Source organism: Thiomonas sp. FB-Cd (assembly GCF_000733775.1).
Classification (GTDB): Bacteria; Pseudomonadota; Gammaproteobacteria; order Burkholderiales; family Burkholderiaceae_C; genus Thiomonas_A.
The window spans coordinates 2,119,656-2,133,244 of record NZ_JPOE01000002.1 but is presented as its reverse complement, the minus strand read 5'-3'; the positions used below and the strand labels follow the sequence as shown (position 1 = coordinate 2,133,244).

Below are 13,589 nucleotides of genomic sequence, written 5' to 3'. Positions count from 1 at the left end.
CCCGCGCGCTCAGCGCCTGAGCGCGAGCGCACGCATGGCAGTGCTTGGCATGCAAAGGACGTCGCGCATGACGACGGGCCTGCCGGGGCGGCGTGTGCGGCAGAAGGCCGGACTCAACCGCGAGATCCTCTCGGCGCGGTTCGGCATGGCGCATCAGATGCTCGCGTACAAAGCGGAAGAAGCTGGTACGCGCCTGCACCTGAGCCACACGCGCCAACTCAAACCGTCGCAGCGCTGCTCGGCCTGTTGGGAGATCGTGCCCAAGACGCTCGCAGACCGCACGCATGTCTGCCCGCACTGCGGGCACGTTATGCAGCGCGACCAAAACAGTGCGTTGGTGGTTCTCATCGAAGCGTTCAATACGCAACACACGCCTGGGACGGGCGTGACGGCGAGACCCAAACCTCTGCCACGGCAACGTGGAAAGTCCAAGTCCTTGACCCGCGAAACCGCCGCTACAACCGCGCAAGAGGTTAGGTTTAGCGGTGGGAGAGTTCATAGCGCATAATGGACCCTGCGAAGTGGGCTGGGCAGCCGCGCTGGCGTGGAGCAACTCACGCAGTGAGGAAGGTCCGGACTCCAGAGGGCAGGGTGACGGCTAACGGCCGTGCGCGGTGACGCGACGAACAGGACCACAGAGACGAGTATGCGCAGCGCAAGTTGCGCGGACGTGAAACGCGGCAACCTCCACCCGGAGCAACACCAAATAGGCAGACGATGCGGGGCCTCCGGGCCTCGTGAAAGCGCGGCTCGCGCGAGTCTGCGGGTAGGTGGCACCGAGCCGATGCGGTAACGCGCGGCCCAGAGGAATGGCTGCCACGTCGGGCAACCGACGCACAGAATCCGGCCTACAGGCCCACTTCGCACTTTTCTTGGCTTTGGGGCGGTGCGCGGGCGCGAACGACACCGGTGCGCCCGCTTGTTCCGGCAAGGAGGCGAGGATGTCCACCACGGCAAATTGTCCATTTTGCATGGCCAGCGAGGCGGTCCTTCGCAATGACCTTGCCTTTGCGATCTACGACCGCGCGCCAGTGGCGCCAGGCCACATGCTCATCATCCCGCGTCGCCACGTGGCCGACTGGTTCGACACAACGCCCCAGGAACAGAGCGCCATGCTCGCGTTGCTGGAGCTTTCACGCACTCTTCTGCGACGCGAGCGCCGGCCCGACGGCTTCAACTTCGGGGTGAACTGCGGGGAAGCGGCTGGGCAAAGCATTTTCCACGTTCACATGCATCTCATTCCCCGCTACCGCGGTGACATGGACGATCCGCTGGGCGGCGTGCGCGGGGTCATTCCAGCACGCCAAAAATACTGATGCGCCGACGGCCTGGTCAGTCAAACCCGCACTGCGCTTGCCAGCACACGATGTGCTCAGCCGGCACCATCAATTGCACCTGGGGCAGCACCGCATTGATGACTTCCGGCGCGTCAAAGAACTCCAGGACAAGCGGCAGATGGACCGTCAGCCGCAGCAGGTCGTCCGCGTGCACTTCGCCCTTGCTGCCAAATCCGGCTACGCCGCGAAACACGGTCAACCCGCGCACTTTGTGCTGCTCATGCAAATGCTTGAATAGCGCGCGCATCAGATCCTGTTTTTCGACCTTGTCGCCCTCGCGGATGTAGATGCGCACCATGGTGATGGTTTTCATGTCGAGACTCCGAGGTTACGAGCCAGGTAGGCGCCCAAAATCGCCGCCGCGATGGAGAGGATCACTGAGCCTGCGACATACAGTCCGGCCTTGAGGAGTTCACCGCCTTCGATCAGGTTGAGGCACTCAAGCGAGAAGGTGGAAAAGGTCGTATAGGCCCCCAATCCCCCGGACAGTAAGCCGGTGCGCAGTTCGGGGCTGATGTTTATACGCTCCAGGGTCGCGAAAAACAAAAACCCCATGAGAAACGAACCGATCACGTTGATCGACAAGGTGGCGAAGGGAAACGACCGCCCGAGCAGGGCTTGGACGGCGATGGACTGCCCATATCGGGCAAAAGCCCCGAAAATCGCGAACACGGCAACGTAGAGTAGGGTCATGGCGAGTGCGGGCAGAGATTGGCATCTTCCCCGCATGTATTGTGGGGTTCCTGCGACGGCGTTGCGTGGTGCGTTGTGCGTGGTGCAGCCGCTCCGATGGATTTCTGGATCCGCGCAGCATCCGGCAGGCGGACGAACCGGCTGTTGCCCCAAGACGCTTTAGCAACAGCGATCAGCCGCGGCAAAGTGCCGTCACGAGCGCCTGCATCGTGCAGGCTTTGCAGCCGATTGGATTGCCGCACATGCTGCGAAGCGATTTAAAGCAAAAGTCTAACAAGGATGGCAGAGATGGCACGATAGACAGCATCCAGCGATGCTGTGCAGGCGCACCAAGCGCAAGCCGCCAAGCATGCGTGTGCTCCTTGCAATGCTGCAGGCATCGGGCGACCCGAATGTTGGCGTGAGCCACGCGAGAATACGAAAGGCGGGATGCCCGCAGATCGCCGAGGGTGAGAACCACTCGCGGGCATTGCACGCTCATCGTGGCGAACGTGTCGTTGGCGCGGGCTGTCGCACCCGCGGGGCGTCAAAACCAGTGAGCGGTGCGGCTCAGGCCGTCCCGCGCATCCCCTGGCGCTCCCCGTTCCCGCGCGAACCGCCGTCAACGGGAGCCTATCGGGACTCCACGCAGGCGCGCCATCCAGTTCCGTGATGCCTGCCACATGGGGCGCGGCGGGCCACGATGCATGAAGCAGCAAAGTCTTGACTGCTCCCCTCCCTAAAGGGAGGAGATTCCCACTTCGCAGAGTCCAGCCCATGCCGCTTTACAGCGAGACGGGACTTACAGCCTCTCCATGGGCTGACACCGCAAGTCCTGCGGCCAAGACGTTGCGCGCGGCGTTGATGTCGCGGTCGTGGGTCGTGCCACACTCTGGGCAAGCCCAGGTGCGCACGCACAGCGGCATCGTCGTCTTGGTGTGGCCGCACACGGAGCATCGCTTGCTGGATGGATACCAGCGATCGATGCCGATCAATGTGCGCCCGTACCACTGCGCTTTGTACTCGAGCTGCCTGACGAACTCCGCCCAGCTGGCGTCGCTGATGGATTTCGCCAGGCTGCGGTTGCGCTGCATGTTCGACACGGACAGCGTCTCGACGGCGATCACTTGGTTTTCGCTGATCAGTCGGGTCGAGAGCTTGTGCAGGAAGTCCCTGCGCGCGTCCGTGATGTGCGCATGCAGCGCAGCAACTTTCAACTTCAACTTCGCCCGGTTCTTCGAGCCGAGCTTGGCTCGCGCCAGCCGGCGCTGGCGCACGGCCAGTCGCGCTTCGCAGCGGCGAAAGGCCTTGGGGGATGCGACCTTCTCGCCACTGGAGAGGACCGCGAAGTGGGTGAGCCCCAGGTCGATGCCGACCTGGCCGGATGCGGCCTTCCTGGACGTGACCACGTCGTCGCACAGCAGCGCGGCGAAGTACCGCCCCGCAGTGTCGCGCGAGATGGTCACGGTCGTGAGCTTGGCCACCTTGGGTAAGGTGCGCGACCAGCGGATGTCCAGCGGCGTGTCCATCTTCGCCAGACGCAACTCGCGCCGGCCCGCGTCCCACCGGAATGCGCTGGTGGTGTACTCGGCCGCCTGCGGCCCGTCCTTGCGCTTGAAGGACGGGTACCGGGCTCGCTTGGCGAAGAAGTTCGAGAACGCGGTGTTCAGGTGCCGCAGCGCCTGCTGCACGGGCACGCTGCTGACTTCGTTCAGCCACGCATGCTCGGGCGTCTTCTTGAGCATGGTCAGCGCGGCGGAGGTTTCGTGGTAGCCCACGCGCTCCTGGCGCAGCATCCAGGCGTCGCTGCGCAGTCGCAACATGTGGTTGTAAGCGAAGCGTGCGCACCCGAAGGTTCGAGCCAGTGCGTCAACTTGCTCGGGCGTCGGGTAGAAGCGAAAGCGATAGGCGCGCTTGACCTGCATGCCTCACATGCTATGCGTTTTCCGTGTAAATTGTCAACACAGCACCGATCTTCGATCGGCGCTCCTTTCCTCCCCGCCCTGAACGGCGGGGTTTCTCGGAGATGTGATGGATGCCTCCCTCCCTGCGGGGACTGAGACAGGAGTATGGAGATGAACGCGAGGCCGTTCGGAGTCGACCTGGCCGCCAGGGTGGCGGGGTGGGTCCCCGAGTGGATACGGCATCGATGTGCCCAGGACGTGATAGACCACGGTCTTCACAAACACCCTCGGAGACCCGACATGAATCGTAAGACAGGCATGAGCGCAGGGCAAATCATCGGCACGATGGACGGCCTGCAGGTGGTGGGGCTGGACATCGCCAAGCTGGTGTTTCAGATGCACACGGTCGACATGTTCACGGGCGAGATTGCCAATGTGCAGATCAAGCGGGCCAAGGTGCTGGAGCACTTCGCCAACCGGGCGCGGTGCCTGGTCGGCATCGAGGCCTGCGGCGGGGCGCACCACTGGGCGCGCGAGCTGCGCGCGCTGGGCCATGAGGTGAGGCTGCTGCACGCCCGGGCGGTGCGGCCGTTCGTGTCGGGCAACAAGACCGATGCGACGGACGCGCGAGCGATCTGGCTGGCGGTGCAGCAGCCGGGCACCAAGTTCGTCGGAGTCAAGTCGCTGGCGCAGCAGGCCACGCTGACGCTGCATCGCCAGCGCGAGCTGCTGATGAAGATGCGCGTCATGCAGACCAACGCGCTGCGCGGATTGCTGTACGAGTTCGGCACCGTCTTCGCCAAGGGCAGCCGGGCCATGCTGGGCGAGGTCGAGGCGGCGCTGGAGGCACTCTCGACGGCGCTGCCGCAGATGGTGGCCGACAGTCTGCGCGAGCAGGTGCAAAGGATCAAGGCGCTGGGCGAGGACATCGCCGCCATCGACAAGCGTCTGGCATGGCAACTCCGCCAGGATCCGGACATGCGGCGCATTGCCGAGATCCCCGGCGTCGGGGTGCTCACCGCCACAGCGGCGATCGCCACCATGGGCGACGCCCGCGCTTTCGGCTCGGCGCGCCAGTTCTGCGCCTGGCTGGGCCTGGTGCCCGCACAGCGAGGCACGGGCGGCAAGATCCGCCTGCAGGGCATCTCCAAACGCGGCGACGCCTACGTGCGCACGCTGTTGATCCATGGCGCGCGATCCGTGCTCACGCACGCCAAGGAACCGGGGCCATGGTTGGAGCAGATCCGGCAGCGGCGCCCGGCCAACGTGGTCATCGTGGCCCAGGCGGCCAAGATGGCGCGGACGATCTGGGCCGTCACGGCCAGACAACAGGATTACCAGAGGGGCCACCGCAGCGTGCGGCCGCAAGCGGCCTGAACGAACGGTGACCATGGATCAACTCTTACTTGATGAAAGGAATGGACCGCCTTTGTAGGCGATGAGGCAGCAAGACGCAGCGTGATGTGAACCGGTCGGACCGGGGCAAGCCAAACCTGAATCCGTTGTCGGACTTCAACAGTCCGCTCTAGGAGATGAGGCGCTTGTCCGCGAATGACATCGGGGCCGGCGGCGCGTCTGGGCAACCAGACAACCCGCGATCGAGGCCGGATATAAGGCGGCAGCCGACTCTTCACAGCACAACGCCGATTGCTCTTGATCGCCGGGAGGCATCCATATAAGCAACGGATGAAGGTTGTCGGCAGTCCGAACCTGCAACCGATCCGCAATGGCGCGCTCACGCCTCAATCACAGGCCTGTGCGGGCGTGCGGGCTCCGCCGGGCTGCATGCTGGAGCGCCTCAGATCTAAAACCAACACTTTCAAGTGATGCTTCAAGTGGTTCATTTATGGCGTTTTTTTTCATATATGCTGTAAACAAAAACAGTTTTCATGCTGCCGCTAAGTGCTTGTTTGAAAAGCGAATTTTTCACTTTTCCCTATTGACGCTGCCCTTTTTGCCCCATACAGTGCAGCCAAGTGCAAAAAAGTGGGTGAAAGTGCAGGGACGTATCCCTGCACTGACGGCAATCGGAGAAACGCGTGTTCATCGGCATATCGGCGTTGACGCTGGACGGCAAAGGTCGTATGACCGTGCCTGCGCGCCACCGCGACATGCTGCTTGCGCAGGCGGCGGGTCGCCTCACGATTACGAAAAGCCCCGAGGGTTGTCTGCTTTTGTTCGCCGACCCCCAGTGGCAGGAATTTCGTGCCAAGATTGCCGCCTTGCCCATGGCAGCGCAGGGCTGGAAGCGCATTTATCTGGGGCATGCAACCGAAACCGAGATCGACGCGACGGGTCGCGTCCTGCTGTCCCCCGAGTTGCGTGCGGCGGCGCGGATCGAACGCGAAATCGATCTCATCGGCATGGGTTCGCATTTTGAAGTGTGGGACCGTGCCACCCACCAGTCGCGCGAAGCGGCGGTGATCGAGGCCGGTATGCCCGATGCCGTGCGCGAAATCGTGGTGTGAAGGTGAGCCACGATGCCCACTCCCCGATTCAAAGCTGCACAGCCGCTGCAGCACCGCACCGTGTTGCTGCACGAAGCCGTCAACCTGCTGGTCACGGACCCGGCGGGTGTCTATCTGGACGCGACCTTCGGTCGTGGCGGGCACACGCGCGAACTGCTTTCGCGTCTGGCGCCACAGGCCCGAGTGGTGGCGCTGGACCGCGACCCCCAGGCAATCGCCGCTGGGCAAGATCTGGCGCACTCCGATGCGCGCCTCTCGCTCGTGCATGCGGCCTTCTCGGACTATGGCGCGGTGCTGGACCACTTGGGATTGGGTCGAGTGCAGGGCATGTTGTTCGACCTGGGGGTGTCCTCACCGCAGTTGGACGATGCGCAGCGCGGTTTCAGCTTTCGCGGCGATGCCCCTCTGGATATGCGCATGGATACCACGCGCGGCATGACTGCGGCGCAATTTCTGGCACAGGCCAGCGTCGATGAAATCACCAAGGTGCTGAGGGACTATGGGGACGAACGGGCTGCTTTCCCGATTGCAAAGGCGCTTGTGGCTCGCCGCGAACGCGGCGAGCCCGTCACCCGCACTGCAGAGCTTGCCGCCCTTGTGGCGCAAGCGGTGCGCAGTCGCGAACCGGGGCAAGATCCGGCCACGCGCACCTTTCAGGCTCTTCGGATTCACGTCAATGCCGAACTCGCCGAACTCGAGGCGGCACTCGCGCAGGTGATGGACAGGCTGGCTGATGGAGGACGGCTCGTGGTCATCAGCTTCCATTCCCTCGAAGACCGTGTCGTCAAGCATTTCATGGCGCGCCACGCTCGCGCGCCCGAGCTGAGCCGTGAGCAGCGCCGCCTTCCCGTCAAGCCGGCCGTGTTTCGGCCAGGTCTGAAAGTCTTGGCCAGGTTGCGCGCGGGAGCCGACGAGGTCGCGGCCAACCCACGGTCGCGCTCGGCCGTGCTGCGCGCTGCCGAGCGCCTCCCGCAAGTGGCGGCCGCATGACCCGACTCAACCTCCTGCTCCTGGTGATCGCAATGGCCAGCGCGATGAGCGTGGTACGAGCCCAGTATGAGGCGCGCCGCACCTTCGCAACGCTGGATGCAGCGCGACAGCGCGCCGTGCAATTGCAGATTGACCATGACCGCTTGCAGGTGGAGGTGCGCGCATTGTCGGTGCCCGGTCGCATCGAGGAGTTGGCGCGCAAGACACTGGGGTTCGTGGCCGCCACACCTGCGCGCACGGACTACATCAGCGCGGCGCAGTTGCCGAGTCTGCCGGCGTCGATTCCCACGCGATGAGCATGCAGCCATGAAACGTGCCTCGCGTGCGTTCGGTACGTATACGCCCTCCCATCGCAAGGAGGGCCATCTCCTGCGCCTGCGCCTGCCGCCTGGGCGTGCCTGGCTTGTCAGGAGCCTTCTGTATCTCGCCTTTGTCGTGCTGACCGGCCGGGCGCTTTGGGTTCAGGTAATCACCACCAACTTCTACCAGCAGCAGGGCGACCTGCGCTTCATTCGAACCATCGAACTGCCTGCGATGCGCGGACGCATCCTCGACCGGCATGGCAACATCCTGGCGTCCAGCATTCCGGTCAAGACGATCTGGGCGGATCCCGAGACGCTTGAGGCGGACCCGCAGAAGGTTGCCGATCTGGCGACGATTCTGGGCCTGAACGCCGCCGAACTGCAGCATCGTCTGAGCCTAGACAAGCAATTCGTCTACGTGATGCGTCAGGTGGACATTGATACCGCGCGCAAAGTGCAAGCTTTAGGCATTAAGGGCATCTACTTTTCGCCGAGCTACAAGCGCTATTACCCGGAAGGTGCCGCCGCTGCCCAGTTGGTCGGCTTCACGGATATCGAGAACCTGGGTCAGAGTGGCATCGAACTCACCTTTCAGAAAGACCTCGCCGGACACCCCGGCACACGCAAGGTGATGCGTGACCGCTTGGGCAATGTGATCGAAGACGTCGACGGTGGGGTGCCGCCGGTCAATGGCCAGGACGTGCAGTTGTCGATCGACAGCAAGATCCAGTACCTGACCTACCAAGCACTGAAGAGTGCCGTGGTGAACAACAAGGCCAAGAATGGGAGCGCTGTCATGCTCGACGCCACGAATGGCGAGGTTCTGGCCATGGCCAATTATCCGAGCTTCGATCCGAACAGCCGACACGGGATGACGCAGGCGGACATGCGCAACTACGCGCTGACTGACAGCTATGAACCTGGCTCGGTGATGAAGCCCATCACGATCAGCGCGGCGCTACAGGCCGGTCTCGTTACGCCGCAGTCGGTGTTTCACACCGCGCCTGGTTGCTTGCGCGTGTATGGCAACAACATTTGCGATGACTCGGATAACGGCACCATTGCGCTGCCCCAGGTGATCCAGTACTCGAGCAACGTGGCCACGAGCAAGATCGTCATGCGCATGAACGCGCATATGCAGTGGGACATGTACACCGCCGTGGGCCTCGGTCAGCGTCCGCAGGTGCCGTTCCCCGGCGCAGCAAGTGGAATCTTGCGGCCCTGGGCAAAGTGGCGCCCTATCGACGCCGTGACCCAGGGCTTTGGTTACGGCATCTCGGCATCGACCTTCCAGCTTGCCCACGCGTATCTGATCTTTGCCAATCACGGCGAGATCATTCCTTCCAGCCTGCTCAAGACTGATGCACCCGTGCATGGCGTGCCGGTGGTGTCGCCCCAAGTGGCGCGTGAGATGAGGGACATGCTTGCGCTTGTTACGCAAAAGGGCGGGACGGCCCCGGCGGCCGCCGTTCCCGGCTATTCAACGGGCGGCAAGACGGGCACGGCCTATCTCTGGAGAGGAAAGGGCTATGACAAGCACCTGTTTCGGGCCCAGTTCGTCGGATTGGCTCCGATCAGCCATCCGAAGATCGTGATGGCCATCTCGGTCGATCAGCCGAGCGGCGGCAAGCACTTCGGCGGCGACGTGTCGGCGCCCGTGTTCGCCGAGGTGGTGCCGCAGGCGTTGCGCATTCTCGGCGTGCCACCCGATCTTCCGGTGAAACCCGACGTGCCCCCGGCCATCATGACGCAGACACAGGGCGCAGCCGCAGGTGGAGGCGGAGCATGAGTTCACAGGGTCATCCTGATCAGGATTCCCTGAACGCCCGGCCCGAGGCGGCGCTGGATTCCGTGGGAGCCGTGCTGCATGCGCTCAGCGCAGCAGGGGTGGCGGCCACAGCGCCGTGGACCAGTGACTCCCGTGATGTGCGATCGGGCGATGTGTTCGTTGCTTGGCCGGGAGCAGCCACCGACGGCCGGCGTTTCGTTGCTGACGCCTATTCGCGTGGCGCCGCATGTGCGTTGGTGGAGGAGGAAGGAGCCGACGCGTTCGCATTGCCGGCGCAGGTCGTGCGCGTGCGTGGCCTCAAGGCGCTGGCGGGCCCGCTGGCCGATGCCTGGTACGGGCACCCCTCGCGCCATATGACGGTGCTGGCTGTCACCGGGACCAACGGGAAGACGTCATGCGCATTGTGGGCGGCCCAGGCGTTGGCCACGGCGGGACGGCCCTGTGGCGTGATCGGGACGCTTGGCGTTGGGTTGCCGGAGCAGTTGACGCTCACGGGCCTGACCACGCCAGATCCCGTGCGCCTGCATCGCGAGCTCGCTGCAATGCGCGCGCAGGGCCTGGAATACTGTGTCATCGAGGCCTCATCAATTGGCATTGAGGAGTCTCGTCTGGCAGGCTTGCGCATTCATGGTGCCGCGTTCACCAACCTGACTCAGGATCACCTTGATTACCACGCAAGCATGGCGGCCTATGCCGCCGCCAAGCGCCGCCTGTTTGATTGGCCGCAGCTGACCGCTGCCGTGCTGAACGTGGACGATGCAATGGGCGTGGAGCTGGCAAAGCACTGTCGCCAGCGGGAAATACAGGTTGCCACGGTGTCGCTCCAGGCCGAAGCGGACTGGCACACAACGGATATCGCGCACCACGACCGCGGCATGCATCTGGGCATCGGCCACGCCGGGCGGCAAGCTGACGTGGACCTCCCGCTGCTGGGACGCTTCAACGCGTCCAACATATTGGTGGTCTGCGGCCTGCTGCAGGCCTGCGGCCTGGATTTTGGCGCCACCATCTCGGCGCTTGCCGCGATCAGCCCACCGCCAGGGCGCATGCAGAGCCTGGGTGGACACGAGGCGCCGCTTGCCGTGGTGGACTACGCGCACACACCCGACGCCATCGCGCAAGCCCTGCTGGCGTTGCGCCCATTGCCCAGCGCCGCGGCGGCAAGCTCTGGTGCGTCTTTGGCGCCGGCGGCGATCGGGACCCCGGCAAGCGCGCACCGATGGCTGCCGCCGCCGAAGGCCTGGCTGATTGCGTCGTGCTGACGAACGACAATCCGCGAAGCGAGGCACCACAAGCCATCATTGACGATCTCCTGCGAGGCGTCGTGGCGCCAGCGCAGGTGCTGGTGGTCGCCGATCGCGCCCAGGCCATTGCACAGACCATCGCGCATGCCAGTGCGGAAGACGTGGTGCTGCTCGCGGGCAAGGGCCACGAGGCCATGCAGGAGCAGGAGGGGCGCAAAACGCCGTTTTCCGATGTTTTCCATGCCCGCATGGCGCTCGCTGCGCGCGCTGGCGGCCTGTTTGCGTTGCGCGAGTTGCGGGCATGGGTCGGCGGTCAACTGCATGGCGATGGCGCAACCCCGATCGCCCGCGTCTGCACCGATACGCGTCAGTTGCGCCCGGGTGACCTGTTCGTTGCGCTTCGGGGCGAGCACTTTGACGCGCATTCTTTCCTGCCCCAGGCGAAGGCTGCCGGTGCAGCGGCCGTGCTCGCCGAGCGTGGCAGCGCGGCATGTGGCCTGCCCACAGTCGAGGTGGACGATAGCCTGCAGGCGCTCGGGCTGCTCGCGCGTGCTTGGCGCCGCCAGCAGCCAGCCATGCCGCTTGCGGCCATCACGGGCAGCAACGGGAAGACGACCGTGACGCAGATGGTCGCGAGCATCCTCGCAGCCTGGCTCGGTGACGATCGCAGGCTTGCCACCCGGGGCAACTTCAACAACGCGGTCGGGTTGCCGTTGACCTTGTTGCAGTTGCGTCCGCAGCATGTGGCCGGCGTTGTGGAGCTGGGGATGAACCATCCCGGCGAGGTGGCTCAACTGGCAGCGATTGCCGAGCCCACCATTGCGTTGGTCAATAACGCCCAGCGCGAGCATCAGGAATTCATGCACACGGTCGACGCTGTAGCACGCGAAAACGGTAGCGTGATGACAGCCTTGCCGCCCGACGGCGTGGCCGTGTTCCCGGCCGGCGATGCCTTCACGGCAATTTGGTCCGACCTTGCGGGTACGCGACGCTGCATGCGGTTCATGTTGGTCGAACCGGGGCAGGCGCAAGCACAGGGCGAGGTCGTCGGCTGGATTGCCCAGCAGGAAGCCACATCATCAATGCGGTTGCATATGCGTACCCCGGCGGGCGAGGCCCAACTGCGCCTGCGCGTCATGGGGGCGCACAACGCTCACAATGCGTTGGCGGCGACTGCGACAGCGCTGGCTTGCGGGGCCCCGCTGGACGCGATCGTCGCCGGACTCGAGGCGTTCGAACCTGTGGCAGGCCGCATGCAGCGCAGCGAAATCGTCCTCTCCGATGGGCATCGCATCACCCTGATCGATGACTCCTACAACGCCAATCCGGACTCGGTGCGCGCTGCAATCGACGCGCTCGCGGCAATGCCAGGGCGCCGCCTTCTCATCCTGGGGGACATGGGCGAGGTGGGGATCGAAGGCCCGGCGTTCCATGCCGAGGCGGGCAATCACGCTGCTGCGCGTGGTATCGACGCGCTGTGGGCTGTGGGGGATTTGGCGCTGCATGCAGCCCAGGCTGCCGGCCGAGGTGCCGTGGCAGTACGCCATGCTCAAACGATTGAGGGCTTGGCACCTACGCTGCAGGATCTCCGGTGCTTTGACGCCGTGCTCGTCAAGGGTTCGCGATTCATGCGCATGGAGCGCGTGGCGCAGTCCCTGCGCGGATTCGAGCCACCGTCGAAGATCCTCAAGGAGGACGCACATGCTGCATAGCCTGGCCATGTGGCTGATGACGGCCTCGCCTGATCTGCGCTTCTTCCGCGTCTTCAACTACATCACGTTTCGCGCGGTGATGAGCACGTTGACAGCCTTGTTCATCGGGCTGGCTGCGGGTCCAGGGGTCATCCGAAAGCTCACCGCCATGAAGGTCGGCCAAGCCGTCCGGCAGGATGGCCCGCAGACCCATCTGATCAAGACCGGCACGCCCACGATGGGCGGCGTGCTGATTCTCATCGCCATCACAGCGTCCACGGTGTTGTGGATGGATCTTTCCAATCGATTTGTCTGGCTCGTGTTGCTGGTCACTCTCGGATTTGGCGCCATCGGCTGGGTCGATGACTACCGCAAGGTCGTGCATCGCGACCCCAACGGCATGCGTTCGCGCGAGAAATATTTTTGGCAGTCGCTGATCGGTATTTTGGCAGCGTTTTATCTGGCGTTTGCTGTATCGGGCAAGGGCAATGCCGCGGTCTGGCACCTTTTTGTCGAGTGGCTGCGCAGCGGGCTTTCGATGCCGTTGCCGCCTGCAGCGGACCTGATCGTGCCATTCTTCAAGACGGTGAGCTACCCCTTGGGGATCGTGGGTTTCATTGTGCTGACCTATTTTGTCATCGTCGGCGCCAGCAATGCGGTGAATCTGACTGACGGTGCCGACGGGCTGGCAATCATGCCCACGGTCATGGTCGGCGCCTCGCTGGGCATTTTTGCTTACGTCACCGGCAATGCGGTGTTCTCCAAATATCTGCTTTTTCCCTACATTCCAGGCACCGGCGAGCTGCTCATTTTCATCGGTGCCATGGTCGGCGCCGGTCTGGCGTTTCTCTGGTTCAATGCCTACCCCGCTCAAGTGTTCATGGGCGATGTGGGGGCGCTGGCGCTGGGGGCGGCGCTGGGGACCATCGCCGTGATCGTGCGTCAGGAAATCGTGCTTTTCATCATGGGCGGAGTGTTCGTGGTCGAGACCTTGTCCGTGATGATCCAAGTCGGCTACTTCAAGTATTCCAAGCGCAAATACGGCCAGGGACGCCGCATTTTCAAAATGGCGCCGCTGCATCATCACTTCGAGCAGCTTGGGGTCAAGGAATCGCAGGTGGTGATCCGCTTTTGGATCGTCACCATGATGTTGTGTCTCGCTGGGCTGGCCAGCCTCAAGCTGCGGTGAAGC

At 63.8% G+C, this 13,589-nt stretch carries 11 protein-coding genes, 1 other RNA gene and 1 pseudogene; 10 read left to right on the top strand and 3 right to left on the bottom strand.

Features of this window, described 5'->3' with window-relative positions; genetic code table 11:
- Positions 1-67 precede the first annotated feature (67 nt).
- The 3 genes from CD04_RS23165 to CD04_RS0110310 all read left to right on the top strand — a co-directional run bounded on the left by CD04_RS23165 (position 68) and on the right by CD04_RS0110310 (position 1,316).
- The gene (locus tag CD04_RS23165; RefSeq protein WP_231480527.1) at positions 68-508 is read left to right on the top strand and encodes a transposase; all 441 of its coding nucleotides are present in this window, start codon (positions 68-70) and stop codon (positions 506-508) included.
- Between the two features lie 10 nt (positions 509-518).
- Positions 519-867, top strand: an RNA gene (rnpB, locus tag CD04_RS22675) — RNase P RNA component class A.
- 74 nt (positions 868-941) lie between these two features.
- On the top strand, positions 942-1,316 hold the full coding sequence (locus tag CD04_RS0110310) for an HIT family protein (RefSeq protein ID WP_031406502.1): 375 nt from the start codon (positions 942-944) through the stop codon (positions 1,314-1,316).
- A gap of 16 nt (positions 1,317-1,332) precedes the next feature.
- Here the strand turns inward: CD04_RS0110310 and CD04_RS0110305 are convergent, their stop codons facing one another.
- From CD04_RS0110305 to CD04_RS0110290, 3 genes are all read right to left on the bottom strand, one after another.
- Entirely contained in the window at positions 1,333-1,650 is a 318-nt protein-coding gene (locus CD04_RS0110305; protein WP_031406500.1) for a DUF190 domain-containing protein, read from the bottom strand.
- Positions 1,647-2,030 (bottom strand): fluoride efflux transporter CrcB, encoded by a 384-nt coding sequence (crcB, locus tag CD04_RS0110300; RefSeq protein ID WP_031406498.1) that lies wholly within the window; start codon positions 2,028-2,030, stop codon positions 1,647-1,649. The genes CD04_RS0110305 and crcB overlap by 4 nt, the downstream gene beginning before the upstream one ends.
- A 764-nt stretch (positions 2,031-2,794) precedes the next feature.
- Positions 2,795-3,934 (bottom strand): RNA-guided endonuclease TnpB family protein, encoded by a 1,140-nt coding sequence (locus tag CD04_RS0110290; RefSeq protein WP_031406494.1) that lies wholly within the window; start codon positions 3,932-3,934, stop codon positions 2,795-2,797.
- Between the two features lie 324 nt (positions 3,935-4,258).
- On the opposite strand from CD04_RS0110290, the gene CD04_RS0110285 reads away from it, so the two are divergent.
- From CD04_RS0110285 to mraY, 7 genes and pseudogenes are all read left to right on the top strand, one after another.
- Positions 4,259-5,290, top strand: a complete 1,032-nt coding sequence (locus CD04_RS0110285) for an IS110 family transposase (protein WP_031404313.1) — start codon at positions 4,259-4,261, stop codon at positions 5,288-5,290.
- A gap of 662 nt (positions 5,291-5,952) precedes the next feature.
- Complete coding sequence (gene mraZ, locus CD04_RS0110275) at positions 5,953-6,381, top strand: division/cell wall cluster transcriptional repressor MraZ (protein ID WP_031406492.1); 429 nt, start codon at positions 5,953-5,955, stop codon at positions 6,379-6,381.
- A gap of 12 nt (positions 6,382-6,393) precedes the next feature.
- Positions 6,394-7,371, top strand: coding sequence for a 16S rRNA (cytosine(1402)-N(4))-methyltransferase RsmH (gene rsmH, locus CD04_RS0110270; RefSeq protein WP_038167701.1), 978 nt, complete (start codon positions 6,394-6,396; stop codon positions 7,369-7,371).
- Positions 7,368-7,667, top strand: a complete 300-nt coding sequence (gene ftsL / locus CD04_RS0110265) for a cell division protein FtsL (RefSeq protein ID WP_031406487.1) — start codon at positions 7,368-7,370, stop codon at positions 7,665-7,667. Before rsmH ends, ftsL begins: the two co-directional genes overlap by 4 nt.
- 10 nt (positions 7,668-7,677) lie before the next feature.
- Positions 7,678-9,462, top strand: a complete 1,785-nt coding sequence (locus CD04_RS0110260; RefSeq protein WP_031406485.1) for a penicillin-binding protein 2 — start codon at positions 7,678-7,680, stop codon at positions 9,460-9,462.
- Positions 9,459-12,418, top strand: a pseudogene (gene murF / locus CD04_RS25245) (bifunctional UDP-N-acetylmuramoyl-L-alanyl-D-glutamate--2,6-diaminopimelate ligase MurE/UDP-N-acetylmuramoyl-tripeptide--D-alanyl-D-alanine ligase MurF). The gene CD04_RS0110260 and the pseudogene murF overlap by 4 nt, the downstream one beginning before the upstream one ends.
- Positions 12,408-13,586 (top strand): phospho-N-acetylmuramoyl-pentapeptide-transferase, encoded by a 1,179-nt coding sequence (gene mraY, locus CD04_RS0110245; RefSeq protein WP_031406483.1) that lies wholly within the window; start codon positions 12,408-12,410, stop codon positions 13,584-13,586. The pseudogene murF and the gene mraY overlap by 11 nt, the downstream one beginning before the upstream one ends.
- Positions 13,587-13,589: the final 3 nt, after the last annotated feature.

Excerpts from the sequence above, each read along its gene's own strand:
- CD04_RS23165 (WP_231480527.1), top strand. The coding sequence starts at position 68 with ATGACGACGGGCCTGCCGGGGCGGCGTGTGCGGCAGAAGGCCGGACTC.
- CD04_RS0110310 (WP_031406502.1), top strand. The coding sequence starts at position 942 with ATGTCCACCACGGCAAATTGTCCATTTTGCATGGCCAGCGAGGCGGTC.
- CD04_RS0110305 (WP_031406500.1), bottom strand. The coding sequence starts at position 1,650 with ATGAAAACCATCACCATGGTGCGCATCTACATCCGCGAGGGCGACAAG.
- crcB (WP_031406498.1), bottom strand. The coding sequence starts at position 2,030 with ATGACCCTACTCTACGTTGCCGTGTTCGCGATTTTCGGGGCTTTTGCC.
- CD04_RS0110290 (WP_031406494.1), bottom strand. The coding sequence starts at position 3,934 with ATGCAGGTCAAGCGCGCCTATCGCTTTCGCTTCTACCCGACGCCCGAG.
- CD04_RS0110285 (WP_031404313.1), top strand. The coding sequence starts at position 4,259 with ATGGACGGCCTGCAGGTGGTGGGGCTGGACATCGCCAAGCTGGTGTTT.
- rsmH (WP_038167701.1), top strand. The coding sequence starts at position 6,394 with ATGCCCACTCCCCGATTCAAAGCTGCACAGCCGCTGCAGCACCGCACC.
- ftsL (WP_031406487.1), top strand. The coding sequence starts at position 7,368 with ATGACCCGACTCAACCTCCTGCTCCTGGTGATCGCAATGGCCAGCGCG.
- CD04_RS0110260 (WP_031406485.1), top strand. The coding sequence starts at position 7,678 with ATGAAACGTGCCTCGCGTGCGTTCGGTACGTATACGCCCTCCCATCGC.
- mraY (WP_031406483.1), top strand. The coding sequence starts at position 12,408 with ATGCTGCATAGCCTGGCCATGTGGCTGATGACGGCCTCGCCTGATCTG.